The sequence below is a fragment of the Microbacterium sp. 2216-1 genome (assembly GCF_046507855.1).
Taxonomy (GTDB): domain Bacteria; phylum Actinomycetota; class Actinomycetes; order Actinomycetales; family Microbacteriaceae; genus Microbacterium; species Microbacterium esteraromaticum_C.
In genome coordinates this window covers 145,935-160,662 of sequence record NZ_JBKFTM010000001.1, presented here as the reverse complement: position 1 = coordinate 160,662, position 14,728 = coordinate 145,935, and the positions used below count along the sequence as shown (strand labels likewise).

14 protein-coding genes and 3 tRNA genes are annotated in these 14,728 nt (G+C 67.9%); 6 read left to right on the top strand and 11 right to left on the bottom strand.

Features of this window, described 5'->3' with window-relative positions; translation table 11 throughout:
* Window position 1 precedes the first annotated feature (1 nt).
* Both ftsH and hpt read right to left on the bottom strand, forming a co-directional pair.
* Window positions 2-2,008, bottom strand: coding sequence for an ATP-dependent zinc metalloprotease FtsH (gene ftsH, locus ACLD0U_RS00735; RefSeq protein ID WP_206550590.1), 2,007 nt, complete (start codon window positions 2,006-2,008; stop codon window positions 2-4).
* A 63-nt stretch (window positions 2,009-2,071) separates the two neighbouring features.
* Window positions 2,072-2,623: a hypoxanthine phosphoribosyltransferase gene (hpt, locus tag ACLD0U_RS00730; protein WP_179409189.1), complete on the bottom strand. Its 552-nt coding sequence runs from the start codon at window positions 2,621-2,623 to the stop codon at window positions 2,072-2,074.
* 108 nt (window positions 2,624-2,731) lie between these two features.
* On the opposite strand from hpt, the gene ACLD0U_RS00725 reads away from it, so the two are divergent.
* Window positions 2,732-3,259, top strand: coding sequence for a DUF937 domain-containing protein (locus ACLD0U_RS00725; protein WP_410339532.1), 528 nt, complete (start codon window positions 2,732-2,734; stop codon window positions 3,257-3,259).
* Window positions 3,260-3,262: 3 nt separating this feature from the next.
* Here the strand turns inward: ACLD0U_RS00725 and tilS are convergent, their stop codons facing one another.
* A complete protein-coding gene (gene tilS / locus ACLD0U_RS00720; RefSeq protein WP_410339531.1) occupies window positions 3,263-4,258 on the bottom strand; it encodes a tRNA lysidine(34) synthetase TilS in 996 nt (331 codons plus the stop codon).
* A gap of 101 nt (window positions 4,259-4,359) precedes the next feature.
* Between tilS and ppa the strand changes: the two genes are divergently transcribed.
* Window positions 4,360-4,851 carry an inorganic diphosphatase gene (ppa, locus tag ACLD0U_RS00715; protein WP_410339530.1) on the top strand — a complete coding sequence of 164 codons (492 nt, stop codon included), beginning with the start codon at window positions 4,360-4,362 and terminating at the stop codon, window positions 4,849-4,851.
* Between the two features lie 81 nt (window positions 4,852-4,932).
* Here ppa and ACLD0U_RS00710 read toward each other — a convergent pair whose 3' ends face one another.
* Window positions 4,933-6,369 (bottom strand): M23 family metallopeptidase, encoded by a 1,437-nt coding sequence (locus ACLD0U_RS00710; protein ID WP_410339529.1) that lies wholly within the window; start codon window positions 6,367-6,369, stop codon window positions 4,933-4,935.
* A 210-nt stretch (window positions 6,370-6,579) separates the two neighbouring features.
* Here ACLD0U_RS00710 and ACLD0U_RS00705 point away from each other — a divergent pair.
* The 4 genes from ACLD0U_RS00705 (at window position 6,580) to ACLD0U_RS00690 (ending at window position 8,048) form a co-directional block, all read left to right on the top strand.
* A tRNA-Glu gene (locus ACLD0U_RS00705) sits at window positions 6,580-6,652 on the top strand.
* A 27-nt stretch (window positions 6,653-6,679) separates the two neighbouring features.
* Window positions 6,680-6,753: transfer RNA gene (locus ACLD0U_RS00700), tRNA-Asp, on the top strand.
* A 70-nt stretch (window positions 6,754-6,823) separates the two neighbouring features.
* Window positions 6,824-6,896 (top strand) — tRNA-Phe (locus tag ACLD0U_RS00695).
* Window positions 6,897-7,154: 258 nt separating this feature from the next.
* Window positions 7,155-8,048 (top strand): HNH endonuclease family protein, encoded by an 894-nt coding sequence (locus tag ACLD0U_RS00690; RefSeq protein ID WP_410339528.1) that lies wholly within the window; start codon window positions 7,155-7,157, stop codon window positions 8,046-8,048.
* A gap of 116 nt (window positions 8,049-8,164) precedes the next feature.
* Here ACLD0U_RS00690 and ACLD0U_RS00685 read toward each other — a convergent pair whose 3' ends face one another.
* Genes ACLD0U_RS00685 through ACLD0U_RS00655 form a run of 7 tightly spaced genes read right to left on the bottom strand, consistent with a single transcriptional unit; the run spans window position 8,165 to window position 14,697 of the window.
* On the bottom strand, window positions 8,165-9,220 hold the full coding sequence (locus tag ACLD0U_RS00685; protein WP_410339527.1) for an ABC transporter ATP-binding protein: 1,056 nt from the start codon (window positions 9,218-9,220) through the stop codon (window positions 8,165-8,167).
* Window positions 9,220-10,020: an ABC transporter permease gene (locus tag ACLD0U_RS00680; protein ID WP_179409195.1), complete on the bottom strand. Its 801-nt coding sequence runs from the start codon at window positions 10,018-10,020 to the stop codon at window positions 9,220-9,222. The genes ACLD0U_RS00685 and ACLD0U_RS00680 overlap by 1 nt, the downstream gene beginning before the upstream one ends.
* On the bottom strand, window positions 10,017-10,850 hold the full coding sequence (locus tag ACLD0U_RS00675; RefSeq protein WP_179409196.1) for an ABC transporter permease: 834 nt from the start codon (window positions 10,848-10,850) through the stop codon (window positions 10,017-10,019). Before ACLD0U_RS00675 ends, ACLD0U_RS00680 begins: the two co-directional genes overlap by 4 nt.
* Window positions 10,847-11,935, bottom strand: coding sequence for an extracellular solute-binding protein (locus ACLD0U_RS00670; protein WP_206822790.1), 1,089 nt, complete (start codon window positions 11,933-11,935; stop codon window positions 10,847-10,849). Before ACLD0U_RS00670 ends, ACLD0U_RS00675 begins: the two co-directional genes overlap by 4 nt.
* A 55-nt stretch (window positions 11,936-11,990) precedes the next feature.
* Window positions 11,991-12,461, bottom strand: coding sequence for a DUF3830 family protein (locus ACLD0U_RS00665; protein ID WP_179409198.1), 471 nt, complete (start codon window positions 12,459-12,461; stop codon window positions 11,991-11,993).
* Window positions 12,458-13,210 carry a gamma-glutamyl-gamma-aminobutyrate hydrolase family protein gene (locus ACLD0U_RS00660; protein WP_410339526.1) on the bottom strand — a complete coding sequence of 251 codons (753 nt, stop codon included), beginning with the start codon at window positions 13,208-13,210 and terminating at the stop codon, window positions 12,458-12,460. Before ACLD0U_RS00660 ends, ACLD0U_RS00665 begins: the two co-directional genes overlap by 4 nt.
* Complete coding sequence (locus tag ACLD0U_RS00655) at window positions 13,207-14,697, bottom strand: aldehyde dehydrogenase family protein (RefSeq protein WP_222445140.1); 1,491 nt, start codon at window positions 14,695-14,697, stop codon at window positions 13,207-13,209. The genes ACLD0U_RS00660 and ACLD0U_RS00655 overlap by 4 nt, the downstream gene beginning before the upstream one ends.
* Window positions 14,698-14,728: the final 31 nt, after the last annotated feature.

Here is a 14,728-nt window from a genome sequence, read left to right as displayed (position 1 = left end):
GTCACGCCGTCGCGGGTCGCGCCTGCCCGCCACCGGCGGGCGCCTCGGATGCGCGCGGGGCGTCGTTGCCGGCGGGGGTCTGCGCGGCGATGCCCTGCTCGGAACGGCGGGGAACCTCGATCGGCGGCACGGTCGACACCGGGCGCTCCTCGCTCGAGAGCCACAGTGGGCGCTCGGGCAGCTTGCGCACCTCGGTGAAGATCTCGGCGATGCGGTTGTGGTCAAGGGTCTCCTCTTCGAGCAGCGCGAGGGCGAGGCGATCGAGGATGTCGCGGTTGGCGCTGATCACCTGGTAGGCCTCGTTGTGCGCCTGCTCGATGAGGGCGCGCACCTGCGCGTCGACGCGCTCGGCGATCGTCTCGGAGTACTCGCGTCCGCGGCCCATGTCGCGGCCGGCGAACGGCTCGCCACCCTCGGAGCCGAGCTTGACCGGGCCGAGCTCGGTGGTCATGCCGTACTCGATGACCATCTTGCGGGCGATGCTGGTGGCCTTCTCGATGTCGTTGGAGGCCCCTGTTGTGGGGTCGTGGAAGACGAGCTCTTCGGCGACGCGGCCGCCCATCGCGTAGGTGAGCTGGTCCTGCAGCTCGTTGCGGGTGACCGAGTACTTGTCGTCCAGCGGCATGACCATCGTGTAGCCGAGTGCCTTGCCGCGGGGCAGGATGGTGATCTTGGTGACCGGGTCGGTGTAGTTCATCGCGGCCGCCGCGAGCGCGTGTCCGCCCTCGTGGTACGCGGTGATGAGCTTCTCTTTGTCCTTCATCACGCGGGTGCGGCGCTGAGGACCGGCGATCACACGGTCGATGGCCTCGTCGAGGGCACGGTTGTCGATCAGCTGCGCGTTCGAGCGCGCGGTCAGCAGCGCGGCCTCGTTGAGCACGTTGGCCAGGTCGGCACCGGTGAAGCCGGGGGTCTTGCGGGCGACGACCTCGAGGTCGACCGACTGCGAGAGCGGCTTGCCCTTGGAGTGCACCTCGAGGATCTGCTGGCGGCCCTTGAGGTCGGGGGCGTCGACGCCGATCTGGCGGTCGAAGCGGCCCGGGCGCAGCAGCGCGGGGTCGAGGATGTCGGGGCGGTTGGTCGCCGCGATGACGATCACGTTGGCGTTGGGGTCGAAGCCGTCCATCTCGACGAGCATCTGGTTCAGGGTCTGCTCGCGCTCATCGTTGCCGCCGCCCATGCCGGCGCCGCGGTGACGACCGACGGCGTCGATCTCATCGATGAAGATGATCGCGGGGGCGTTCTCCTTGGCCTGCGTGAACAGGTCGCGCACACGGGAGGCACCGACGCCGACGAACATCTCGACGAAGTCCGAACCCGAGATCGAGTAGAAGGGGGCGCCGGCTTCGCCGGCCACGGCGCGGGCCAGCAGGGTCTTTCCGGTGCCGGGAGGGCCGTACAGCAGCACGCCCTTGGGGATGCGCGCACCGATCGCCTGGAACTTGGCGGGATCCTGCAGGAACTCCTTGATCTCGTGCAGTTCCTCGATGGCCTCGTCAGACCCGGCGACGTCGGCGAAGGTGACGGTCGGCGTCTCTTTGCTGACGAGCTTGGCCTTCGACTTGCCGAACTGCATGACCTTGCTGCCGCCGCCCTGCATCGACGAGAGCAGCCACCAGAACAGCAGACCGAGCAGCACCAGGGGCAGCAGCAGTGACAGGAAGCCGTCGAACCAGGTGGCGCGGGGCACGACGTCGTTGGTGTCGGCGGCCTCGATACCGGCCGCGTCGATCGCCTCGACGACCTGATCGGCGCGGGCCTGCACGTAGTAGAACTGGACGTTCGTCGCGCCCTCGAACTCCTTCGACAGGGTCAGGTCGACACGCTGGTCGCCGTCGGTGTTGACGACCTGCGTCACCGTCTTGCCGCCGAGCAGCTCGAGGCCCTGCTGCACCGTGATCTGCTTCGGCGCGGACAGGTTCGAGATCAGCAGGAAGCCGGCGAACAGCAGAACGCCGATCAACGCGATGTAGATCAGCGGATTCTTGGAGACCTTCTTGACACCCATGATGGGTTCAGCGTACCGCCCGCGCCATTGGGGGCCGCTGTGCGTTCACCGACGGCGTAGCGGTCAGGAGTACACGTGCGGTGCCAGCACGGCGACGTCGCGCAGGTTGCGGTAGCGCTCGGCGTAGTCCAGGCCGTAGCCGACGACGAACTCGACCGGGATGTCGAAGCCGACGTACTTGCAGTCGATCTCGACCTTGGCCGCCTCGGGCTTGCGCAGCAGGGCGAGCACCTCGATCGACTCGGCGCCACGCGACTGGAAGTTCTCGAGCAGCCAGCTCAGCGTCAGGCCCGAATCGATGATGTCCTCGACGATGAGCACGTGCTTGCCGTTGAGGTCGGTGTCGAGGTCTTTGCGGATCTGCACGACACCGCTCGACTTGGTGCTCGCGCCGTAGCTCGACACGGCCATCCAGTCCATCGGAGCGTGGCAGGGCAGGGCGCGGGCGAAATCGGCCATCACCATGACGGCGCCCTTGAGAACACCGACGAGCAACAGGTCCTTACCCGCATAGTCGGCGGCGACCTGCTCGGCCAGCTCGGCCAGCTTCGCCTGGATCTGCTCCTCGGTGACGAGGATCTGGGTGAGGTCGTCCTGAATATCGGCGGCGCGCATGCCTCGAGTCTAAATCGGATGCGCGCCGATTCCTGTCGTCTTCCGCATGCGGGCGGCTACTGTGAGCACGACAGGAGCGGGCGTGCGCCCGTGGGGAAGGTGGAACACATGAACCTCGACGACATCCTCAAGCAGGTGCCGGTCGATGACATCGCCGAGCGGTTCGGCGTGAGCCCCGACGTCGCCCGCCGGGCGGCGGAGGAAGGTGGTGCGGCTCTGCTGGGCGGCCTCGCCAAGAACGCCGAGACCGCCGAGGGCTCTTCGGCGATCGAGAAGGCGCTGAGCCGCCACGAGGGGTTCACCGGGGCATCCTCGGTCGACGACGTCGACGCGGCCGACGGTGAGAAGATCATCGGTCACGTGTTCGGTGGCGACGAGAAGCAGGTCGTCGAGGGTCTGACGGCCTCCGAGAAGACGGCCGGCGGCATCGACTTCGGCAAGCTGCTGCCCGTTCTCGCTCCCATCGTGATGGGGCTGATCGCGAACGCGAACAAGGACAAGTCCGGCGGCGGGGGCATCGGCGATCTGATCGGCGGTCTGCTCGGTGGCGGTCAGAACGGCGGCGGTCTGAACGACGGTGGACTGGCTGGCAGCATCGGCGACCTGCTGGGTGGGCTGCTCGGCGGACGCAAGTAGACGTCAGTTTCGTGCGGTGAACACGATGCGCCCGCCGTGGCGGCGCGCCGTGCAGGCGGGCAGGTCGATGGGGCCCTGCCCGCTCCAGTCGGTGGCCAGCCGGGCGACTTCCAGAGTCTGCACCCGGGTGAGGCTCACGCCGAACTCGCTGTCGACGACCAGGCGGATGATGCGGTTGCGCAGTGCGGCCGGGTTGGCGGCGAGGGCGGCAGCGCTGACCGAGATGCCTGCTTCGGCGTGCTCGACGATGTCTTCGATCGTCTCGTGGATCATGTCGTCGAAGGCGGCGGTGTCCTCGCGCAACTGCTCGGCGGTGCGGGCGAGCGCCTCGGCGATGCCTGGTCCGAGTTCGGCTTCGAGCACGGGCAGCACGCGCTGGCGCGCGCGCACCCGCGCGAAGCGTTCGTCGGTGTTGTGGGGGTCGTCCCAGACCGCGATGTCGGATGCTGCGCAGAACGCCCGTGTGGTGGTGCGGCGCACGCCCAGCAGCGGGCGCATCCAGGCCAGGCCGTCGTCGTCGACGCGCACCGGGGGCATGCCCTGCAGGCTGGTCGCGCCGGCACCGCGGGCGAGACCCAGCAGCACAGTTTCGGCCTGATCGTCGAGGGTGTGTCCCAGCAGCACGGCGGAGACGTTCTCGGCGCGCGCGATCCCGCCGATCGCGGCGTAGCGGGCGTCACGAGCGGCGGCTTCGAGGCCCGCCCCGGTCGCGGTGACCTCGACTTTGGTGCTTAGCGCGTTATCGACGCCCAGGTGTTCCGCGGCGACGGCGGCGCCGGTCGCGACCTCACCCGACGTCGGTTGCAGCTGGTGGTCGACGGTGAGGCTGAGCACGGTGATCTCGCGCGCCCTGGCCTCGAACACCGTGGCTGCGGTGAGTGCGAGCGAGTCGGCGCCCCCGGACAGCGCGACGATCACGGTCGACCGCTCGGGGAGTTCGGCGACGGCCGTGCGCACCGCACGGCGGATCTCGGCGACGGCGGGATTCAGCGAAGGCACCTTCCCACGCTAGCCGCCCGAACGAGCGCGGCGCTCATCGCGAAGTAGGCTGGTCACCGGCATCCACCGTCTTTTTTCATCGTCTTTCAAGGAGAGCACCCATGGGCGCACACGACGCCGTCATCGAGATCCCCCGCGGCAGCCGCGTGAAGTACGAGGTCGACCACGAGACGGGGCGCGTGCACCTCGATCGCGTGCTGTACACGACGTTCGGCTACCCGGCTGACTACGGCTACTTCGACAACACGCTCGGTGAGGACGGCGACCCGCTGGACGTGCTCGTGCTGCTCGACCACGCGATCTACCCCGGCGTGGTTGTGAACGTGCGCCCGGTGGCTGTGCTGAAGATGAGCGACGAGGCCGGTGGCGACGACAAGCTGGTCGCCGTGCTCTCGAAGGACCCGCGCTGGGAGCACATCCAGGACCTGGGCGACCTGGCCGAGTACACGAAGAAGGAGATCGAGCACTTCTTCGAGCACTACAAGGACCTCGAGCCCAACAAGTGGGTCAAGGTCGACGCGTGGGGCGATGCTGCTGAGGCCCAGCGCATCCTCGACGAGGCGATCGAGCGTTTCGGCGCCGAGGGCCACTGATCTTCGCGGGCCGCTGAGCCCGAACGGCGAAACCCCCGGCCGAGCGGCCGGGGGTTTCGTCGTTATCGCGGGTGGACGCGATCAGATCGCGCCGCGGGCCCTGAGGAAGTTGTAGGGGTTGGCGGTTCCGCCGCCCGTGTAGACCTCGAAGTGCAGGTGGCACCCCTGCGAGGCGCCCGTGTTGCCGGCGTAGCCGATGAGCTGCCCGGCTCTGACCTGCTGGCCGTAGCGCACAGCGAACCGGCTGAGGTGCGCGTAGCCGGTGGCGACGCCACCGCCGTGCTGGATGCGGATGTAGTTGCCGTAGCCACTGTTGTAGAACGCTGCATCGACGCGGCCGGAAGAAGCGGCGTAGATGCCTGCGCCGCATCCGTTCGCGAAGTCGGTTCCGCGGTGGAACGTCGAGCGGCAGACGCCGTTGACGCAGCGCGGGGGCCGCGGGCCGTAGTGCGACGAGATGTAGCCGCCGTGCGGGCGGCGCCAGGCGCCGGAGCCCGATCCGCCGGTGCCACCGCCACCTCCTCCGCCACCACTGGAGCTGCCGCCTCCACCGCTGGAACCGCCGCCGCCACCGTTGTTGTTGGCGGCCTCTTCCTGCTTGCGGCGCTCTTCCTCTTCGCGACGGCGGCGCTCTTCTTCTTCCCTGCGCCGGCGCTCTTCCTCTTCCTTGCGCTTGCGCTCACCCTCGCGGTACCCGGCGACCGTCGCGGTCGTGGTGTCCTTGAGAGCGGCCAGCTGCGCTTCGAGAGTGAGCAGGTTGTCCTGCTTCTGCTGCAGGGCTGCCTGTGCGGCATCCGCGGCCTGCTGCGCGGCGATCATCTTCTGCTCGGCAACCTTCTGCAGCCGATCGCGCTCGTCGCGCGCCTTGACGGCCTGGTCGGTGAGCGACTGCGCGGCGTCACGGGCTGCTGCCGCGCGATCAGCGACCGCACGGTTGTATTCGAGCAGCTTGTCCATGCTGCCCAGGCGGGCGAGCAGGTCGTCGGCGCCGTCACCCGAGTTCGACAGGAACATCTCGAGGGCCGCGTCATCGCCGCTGTTGCGGTAGATCTGGTTGGCGACCTGGCCGGCCTTCTGAGCGCTCTCGTCAGCGATGGCGGACTGCTCATCAGCCTGAGCCTGCAGGTCTTCGGCCTTGTCGGCCTGCTCGAAGTACGCCTGCTGGGCGGCGTAGAACTCCTCGCCGGCCTGGCGGGCAGCTTCTTCGGCGGCGGCGGCCTGCTGGGTGAGCTGCTCGATCAGACCCTGGATGCGAGTGATCTCGCCGGCTTTGGCGGACTCGTTCGCCTTCGCGCGCTGAACGTCGTCCCAGCTCGGGTAGTCGGCGGCGTGGGCGGTGGGGCTGCCTGCAGAGATCCCGAAGGCGGTGGCCGCGATGGCGCTGAGTGCACCGACGGTGATCGCGCCGCGGCGCGACACCTTGGCCGAGGGCCAGAGGGAGCGTCGCTCTGCGGATGTGGGCGCGCAGTCGCAGTCATCGGATGCTGCAGTCGCATCCTTCAGCACGTCATCGTTCACACGGCATCGTCCCCCGTTTCACAGTTGCCACACTAACAACATTCGTCACAACTGCAACAGGTCTCGTCAGGTCCCGCGCGTGCGCGCGAGGCACCTCCATCCTGCCTCGAAACGCCCGGGATACAAGCCGAACCGCCCTCGATTTCACTTTTGGAGGAAAAACCGCTTATGCTTGAGCGTCGGCAAGGGAACCCCCCGGGGATCTCATCCGGCCCCATCGTTTAGCGGCCTAGGACGCCGCCCTTTCACGGCGGTAGCACGGGTTCGAATCCCGTTGGGGTCACTCTTTCCGATACAATTTAACAAGTATGGCCCTGTAGCGCAGTTGGTTAGCGTGCCGCCCTGTCACGGCGGAGGTCGCGGGTTCAAGTCCCGTCAGGGTCGCTCCAAGCGACGGGCCTTCTTTCGAGAAGGCCTTTCGTATCGGACGCGGCAGTTCTACGAAGTGCCGCGCGGCTCTGTAGCTCAGTTGGTAGAGCGTTCGACTGAAAATCGAAAGGTCACCGGATCGATGCCGGTCGGAGCCACAAGGATCATCATTACAGTGATCCCAGAAACCCTCGCGTAGCTTCTACATCGCGGGGGTTTTGCTTTGCCCTCCCCCGGTCGTTGAGCGAGCGCAGCGAGACGAAACGCGCCGACGGAGAGGATCACGGACGCGCCAGGGCAGGGTCACCTCGCCGGTCGCGCTTCGGCGCGAGTGTCCCCACCCCCTCATACGATTGACAGTGCGCTGCCACCCGAGCAGCGCGTTGCACCCCGAGGCACGGGGTCAGTATCCGATCGTGCGCTCGGCGCACCTGATCGCCGGCCTTGCACGCGCGGTGCGCGTGCAGCGGTGCGCCGGCAGAGCGGTGAACATGATGGCAAGCGCGCGCACGGCATCGAAGAAGCTCCGCCGACGGGGCCGCAAGACGCTCGTCCTGGTGGCGCTCGGCGTGGCCGTCCTGCTCATCGGCAGCCTCGCCAACGTGGTGTTCGGCGACGATAACGGGCATCCGCCGTCTCTCGCCGCCACCCCGACGCCGACCGAAGTAACCACCGCACCGTCGCCAGACGCCCCCGAAGACACACCCGACGACCTCCAGAACGTCACCGCGCTGCAAACACTCGACACCCTGACCGTCAAAGGCCGTGCACCCAAGACCGGCTACTCCCGCGAACAGTTCGGCCCCCGCTGGCAAGACGTCGACCGCAACGGCTGCGACACCCGCAACGACATCCTCGCCCGCGACCTCACCGACATCACCCGCACAGGCAACTGCCGCGTCACCACGGGCACACTCGATGACCCCTTCACCGGGCAGACGATCGACTTCATCCGAGGTCAGGGCACCAGCGAACTCGTGCAGATCGACCACGTCGTCGCCCTGTCGGATGCCTGGCAGAAAGGCGCCCAACAGCTCAGCACCGACCAGCGCGCATCGTTCGCCAACGACCCCCTCAACCTGCTCGCCGTCGACGGCTCAGCCAACGCGCAGAAGGGCGACGGCGACGCCGCCACCTGGCTGCCCAAGAACCGCGCCTTCCGGTGCGACTACGTCGCACGCCAGGTCGCCGTGAAGGCCGCCTACAGCCTGTGGGTCACGCCCGCCGAACACGACGCGATCACACGAGTGCTCAACACCTGCCCCGACCAGCCGCTACCGGCATCGACGCTCTCGGTTCCGTCTTCCTGACCACGCACCACAGCAGCCGAACCAAACGCCGTGGGCACAGAAATCGGCCCGGACCCCGCCTCTCCGAGGGGAGGAGACGCAGGATCCGGGCCGATCGGACTCAGCCGCGATTCGGGTTACGCAGCGAGCCAGAGGGCTGCGCCCTCGCGCCACCCGAGGCCCGCAGGCCCGGCAGGCAGCAGAACTTCGTGACGCGGGGCCACGACACGCAGACGGCGCCCGGCCAGCTCGACGACGTACACGACATCCGCACCGCGGTACACCGAGGTGACGATCTCGACCGGCACCGGTGCGTCAGCATCCACCGCTGCACGCACGTGCAGGTCTTCCTGACGCAACATCACCTGGCCGTCTTCACCGTCGACCGTTGCGACGGGGGCGGAGCGCCCGATCGTCACCGCGACGTCACTGCCCTGCAGGTAGGCGGTGGCGCCGGAGCGCGTCGCGGGCAGCAGGTTCGCCGAGCCGATGAAGTCGGCCGCGAACGACGAACGCGGAGCGCCGTACAGATCGGTGGGCGCGCCCTCCTGCTCGATCACTCCCCCGTTCATCAGCACGACGCGGTCCGACAGGCTCATCGCCTCTTCCTGGTCGTGCGTGACGAAGATCGTGGTGAGGCCGAGCGTGCGGTGCAGCTCCTTCAGCTCGATCTGCATGTCCTCGCGCAGACGGGCATCCAGGTTCGACAGGGGCTCATCCAACAGCAGCACACGCGGCTCGAAAGCGATCGCCCGCGCCAGCGCCACGCGCTGCTGCTGTCCGCCCGAAAGCTGCGCCGGATGCCGGTCGGCGAGGTGCCCCATCTGCACGCGTTCCAGCGCACGATGCGACAGCTCGCGCTGCTCGACCTTCGGCTTGTCGCCCGCCATGCGCAGACCGAAGCGCACGTTCTCGACGACGGTCATGTGCGGAAAGAGCGCGTAGCTCTGGAACATCATGCCCAGGTGGCGCTTCTCCGGAGGCAGGCGCGTCACATCGGTGCCGCCGATCTCGATCGTTCCGCTCGTGGGAGATTCGAGGCCTGCGATACAACGCAGCAGCGTCGTCTTTCCGCATCCCGACGGCCCGAGCAGCGAGATGAACTCGCCGGACTCGACCGCCAGGTCGATGCCCTTGAGAACCTGCGTGCTCTTGAAGTCCTTCGTGAGCGAAGAGATGGTGAGCGTAGTCATCAGACGAACAACCTTCCCAGGCCGATGATGCGCTCCAGCACGATCATCAGGGCCACGGTGATGAGAACCATGAGGGTAGAGACGGCGGCGACCGTCGGCGAGGTGCTGAACTCCAGCTGCCCGTAGATCGCGATGGGCAGGGTCTCCAGCTGCGGGCTGCGCAGGAACAGGGCGATCACCGCGTCGTCGAACGAGATGTTGAAGGCGAAGAACGCCCCCGCCGCGATACCCGGTCGCGCAATGGGGAGCACGACGAGACGGTAGCGGTTCCATGCGTTGGCGCCGAGGGTGCGCGATGCCTCTTCGGTGAAGTGGTCGGCGCGGGCCATGACTCCGGTGACGGTGCGCATCACATACGGGATCGCGATCACGACGTGCACCACGATCAGCACACCCACGTTGGGGGCACCGATCGTCATCGACGTCAGCGACAGCGCACCGATCGCGAGGATGATCGTCGGCAGCGTCAACGGCGACATCAGGAACGCCTGGATCGCGCCGGCCCCGGGGATCGGGAACCGGGTGAGCGCAAGCGCCGCCGCGGTGCCGATCGTCGCGGCGAGGATCGCCACGACGACGCCGACCAGCAGGCTGAGACGGAACGGCTCAAGATACGTGTCGGATGTCAGCGCGTCGACGTACCACTCCAGAGTGAATCCCTTCGGGGGGAACGTCAGGAAGCGGCTCTCGCTGATGGAGGCACCGGCCACCACGAGCAGCGGCACGAGCATGTAGAGGGTGATGAAGATCCCCAGCAGGATCGCGAGGATCTTGCCGACGATCGGCACTGAGCGGATCATGCGCGCACCGGTGCCTTTCCGATTCGGGCGGTGGCGGCGAGCACCAGCATGACCCCTGCGAACAGGAGCACGGCCTGGGCGGCAGCGAACGGCCAGTTCAGGTTGGTGGTGGCGTCGACGTAGATCGTCTGCGCGAACACAGGGATCTGCGGCCCACCGATGAAGCGGGGGGTGATGAACGAGCTCACCGAGAGCACGAACACCAGTGACGCTCCCGCGACGATCCCGGGGATCGACAGCGGCAGCACGACGTGCCACAGCGTGCGCCAGAAGCCCGCACCGAGAGTGCGTGAGGCCTCTTCGAGCTGCGGACGGATGCCCGAGATGACCCCGAGGATGCTGAGCACGGCGAACGGCAGCAGCACCTGGACCATCGCGATGACGACGCCCACCTCGGTGCCGAGGAAGCCCTGCGCACTCTGCGCGATCCACTCGGCACCCGGAATCTGCATGAGCAGGCCCATCGGGCCCATCAGCACGACCCAGCCGAACGTGCGCACCACGACGCTCGTCATGAGCGGAAGGATGATGACGATCAGCAGGAACGACCGCACCTTCGCGCCGGCCCTGGCCATGATGTACGACAGCGGCACGGCCAGCAGCAGGGTGACGAGCGTCTGGATGACCCCCAGGCGGAGTGAACGCCACGCCGCCTGGAGGTGGTACTCGCTGGTGAACAGACGAGTGAAGTTCTCCAGAGTGAACCCGCCTGCCGACGCCTGAACGCTCATGAGAAGCATGCCGGCAACCGGGGTGACGAAGCCGATCGTGAGCAGAGCCAGCGCCGGCAGGAGGAGCAGCCAGGGCTCCTTACGGGTTCGGATACTCATTGGGTGATCAGTGCGTTCCAGGAGTCGATCCACGCCTGACGCTCACCGGCGATGTCACCGGGGGCGTAGACGACGGCCGCGTCGAGGGCATCGCCGGTGAGCACCGACTCGGCAGCCTCTGCCGACAGCTCGGTGGCCGAGTTGACCGGCGAGTAGCGCATCTCTTCGGCGAACACCTTCTGCGCCTCGGGGCGCAGCTCGAAGTCGACGAACAGCTTTGCCAGCTCGGTGTTCTCACGGCCCGAGACCACGTTGGCGGTGATCAGCGAGGCAGTCACGCCCTCTTCGGGAACGATGAACTCGACCGGAAGACCCGCGTCCTGCAGGGTGCCGGCGTAGTCCATGGCGTACGGGGCGAGCCACGTGCCGCGCTGGGCGAATGCCGTCTGCAGGTCGGGCGAGGTGGGAACCACGATCGCGTCACCGGATGCCGCGAGTGCACCGAGGTCGGCGATGGCCTGCTCGGTGTCGTCGATGCCGCCGCCGAGCACGTCTGCGACGCGCAGCATCGACAGCACGCCGTACGAGTTGCTCAGGTCGGGCAGGGCGACGTGACCGGCGTAGGCCTCATCGAACAGGTCTTCCCACGAGGTCGGCGCGGGTGCACCGGACTCGGTGTTGTAGACCAGGCCGATCGGGGCCAGCTGGATCACGGGGCCTTCGCCGCGCTCCAGGCCGGCGGTTGCGACCGAGACGAGGTTGTCGTACTCCGACAGGTCGTCAGCGGCGATCGGGTCGATCAGCCCCTCCTGCGCGGCGGTGTACTCCTGGCCGCCCGAGAAGTGGACGACGTCGATCTGCGGGCTGGCCTTCTGCGCGGTGACCTGGGCGAGCGCGTCGGCGCTGTACAGCGTGACGAGTTCGACGTTGGCACCGGTCTCGGCCTCGAACGGGTCGACGACGGCGGTGACGAACGCCTTCTCCCAGTCGCCACCGAACGTGGTGACGACGATGGTCTCGCCGGCGTAGGGCTTGTCGGCGTCGCCGTCGGCGCTCGGGGTGTCAGCGGCGCCGCTGCAACCTGTGAGCGCGAGCGCTCCGATGGTCGCCAGGGCACCGAGGGTCATGAACTTTCGGGTTTTCATGCATACTCCTTCGTATCAATCATCGGGGACGGAGAGGTCCTCGGGTCGCGTGCTGTCAGGCGACGCGGCCGATGGTGAGGTTCTTGGCACCGTCGATGCGGATCGCGGCGCTCTCGGTGGCGAATTCTTCAAGGCCCTCGGTCACGCGGGCCCAGATGTTGACCGGGGTCCAACCGAGCGGGCCGAAGACGCGTGCGCCACCGGCGTAGAAGACACCGATCTCGTACCACTCGAAGGGCAGGCCGCCCATCTGCATGGGACGCTGCCAGTACCACATGAGGTCTCCGGGGGCCGGAACGACCTGCTGGTTCTCGTGCGGGATCGCCTCGGGGTCGAAGCCCTGTGCCTCTTCGGGCAGGCCCACCATGACCTCGGGGCCGGCGTACATGGCGTGCATCGCCTGCATCGTCACCGGCTTCTCGAGTGCGCCCCACAGCGCGGCGCAGGTCTCGGGCGCCAGGTCCTCAAGGAGCGTGGCGATGGCGCGCGTGCCGTTTTCGTACTCGAGGAAGATCTGCTTGGTCATGCTGTTCCTTTCTTTGCGGCGCACGCGCCGGCTGCTCGTTCCTGTGCTGCGGCGATCAGCGCCGCGTACAGGGGGGTCTCTTCGGCGCTTTCCGCGCCGGCAAGCTTCTCGGGGTGCCACTGCACGCCCCAGTAGGCCCAGTCGTCGTCGGGCTCGATCGCCTCGACGATGCCGTCGGGCGCCCAGGCGACCGCCCGGAACCCCTCGGCGAGGCGGTCGACCGCCTGATGATGGATCGTGTTGACGGTGCGTTCGGTCACCCCGTAGGCACGGCTCAGACGACTGCCGACGTCGATGCGCACCGGGTGACGCTCATCGAGCTGCGCCGCACCGGTGGTGGGGCGGTGGGTGGTCGTCGCATCGATGTCGACGATCAGACTGCCACCGAAGGCCACATTGGTCACCTGCATGCCGCGGCAGATGGCCAGAACCGGGATGCCGCGTTCGCGCGCACCGCGCACAAGGGCGATCTCGTACTCGTCGCGGGCGGGGTCGTAGGTCTTGCCGGCTTCGGGGGCCGCACCGTAGCGCGACGGGTCGAGATCCTGCCCACCCGAGATCACCAGTCCGTCGATGCGGTCGAGCACCGTATCGACAGCGGCGGTCGGGGGCAGCAGCACCACGGCACCACCGGCCGCTTCGACCGGCGCAGCGTACTCGGCCCCCAGCGTGTGCATGGGGCGAGCGTCGCCGAGCTCGGTGTCGAAGGTGCGGTGCCAGGTGCTGATGCCGATGAGCGGGGCGGTCACGACAGCTCGATCCACGTCGACTTGAGGTCGGTGAACTTCTCGAGAGCGTGCAGGCTCTTGTCGCGCCCGTAGCCGGAGCCCTTGACTCCGCCGAACGGCATGGTCATGTCGCCCTCTTCGAAGCAGTTCACCCACACGACGCCGGCCTTGATGCGACGCGAGACCCGGTGCACGGCGTTGAGGTCGTTGCTCCAGAGCGCCGCGGCCAGACCGTACTCCGTGCCGTTGGCGATCGCCAGCGCGTCATCGAGGTCGTCGTAGGCGATGACCGAGAGCACCGGGCCGAACACCTCGCGGCGTGCAACCTCGTTCTCGGGAGTCACACCGACAACGACGGGAGCGAAGTAGCTGCCGCCCGCGACGGCGTCGAAGCGCTCAGCGCCACCGGCGGCGATCTCGGCGCCTTCAGCATCCGCACGCTCGACGAAACCGGCGATGCTGCGCAGCTGGTTCTCGCTCACGATCGCTCCCATCGAGGTGGTCACCTCGAACGGGTCGGCGGGCAGCGTGGTGCGCGCCACCTCGGCGGCGATCTCGAGAGCACGATCGCGGTCGGCGCGGGGCACGAGCAGCCGCGACGAGGCCGTGCACATCTGGCCCTGGTTGTAGAAGCACCCATCGGCGGTGGCGCGCACGGCGCGCTCGAGATCGGCATCGGGCAGCACGAGGCTGGCGGTCTTGCCGCCGAGCTCGGGCCAGACGCGCTTTCCGTTGGAGAGACCCGAGTAGGTGAGGAACTTGCGTCCCACCTCGGGCGAGCCGGTGAAGGTGATGACGTCGACGTCGTTGTGCTCGCCGAGCGCGCGGCCGGCCTCGTGGCCCCGGCCCGGGGTGACGTTGAGCACGCCGGCGGGGATGCCCGCTTCGAGGGCGAGTTCGGCCAGACGCAGCGCCGAGAAGCTGGAGTTCTCGGCGGGCTTGAGCACGACGCTGTTGCCGACGGCGAGCGCGGGGGCGAGCTTCCACGCGGTCATCGTGAGGGGGAAGTTCCAGGGAACGACGGCGGCGACGACACCGGCGGGTTCGCGGGTGACCAGAGCGAGGCTGTTGGGCGAGGTGACCGGAAGCTCGTCGAGCACCTTGTCGACGGCTTCGCCGTACCAGCGGAAGCAGTTGACGACGGCGCGCATCTCGGTCTGCAGCGCTTCGCGGATCGGCTTGCCCATCTCGAGCGAGATCAGCAGGGCCAGTTCTTCGGCGTTGTCGTGGATCTTCTGCGCGAAGGCGATCAGCGCCTGTCCGCGCTCGCGGGGCGCGCGCTGCGACCAGCTTCCGCTGTCGAAGGCGGCGCGTGCCGAGCGCACGGCGCGGTCGACGTCGGCATCGGATGCCGCCGAGATCGCGGGCAGTGCACGTCCGTCGCGCGGGCTGATCGGGGTGAGCGGCTCCGCCGATCCCTGCACCCACTCGCCGTCGATGAGCAAGCCCGTCCGGAGGTGAAGTGCCGCTGCGCGCTGTTCCCAGTCGCTACCCGTTGCCGTGAACACGATGATCCTTTCATCTGTGGAAGTCCCACAG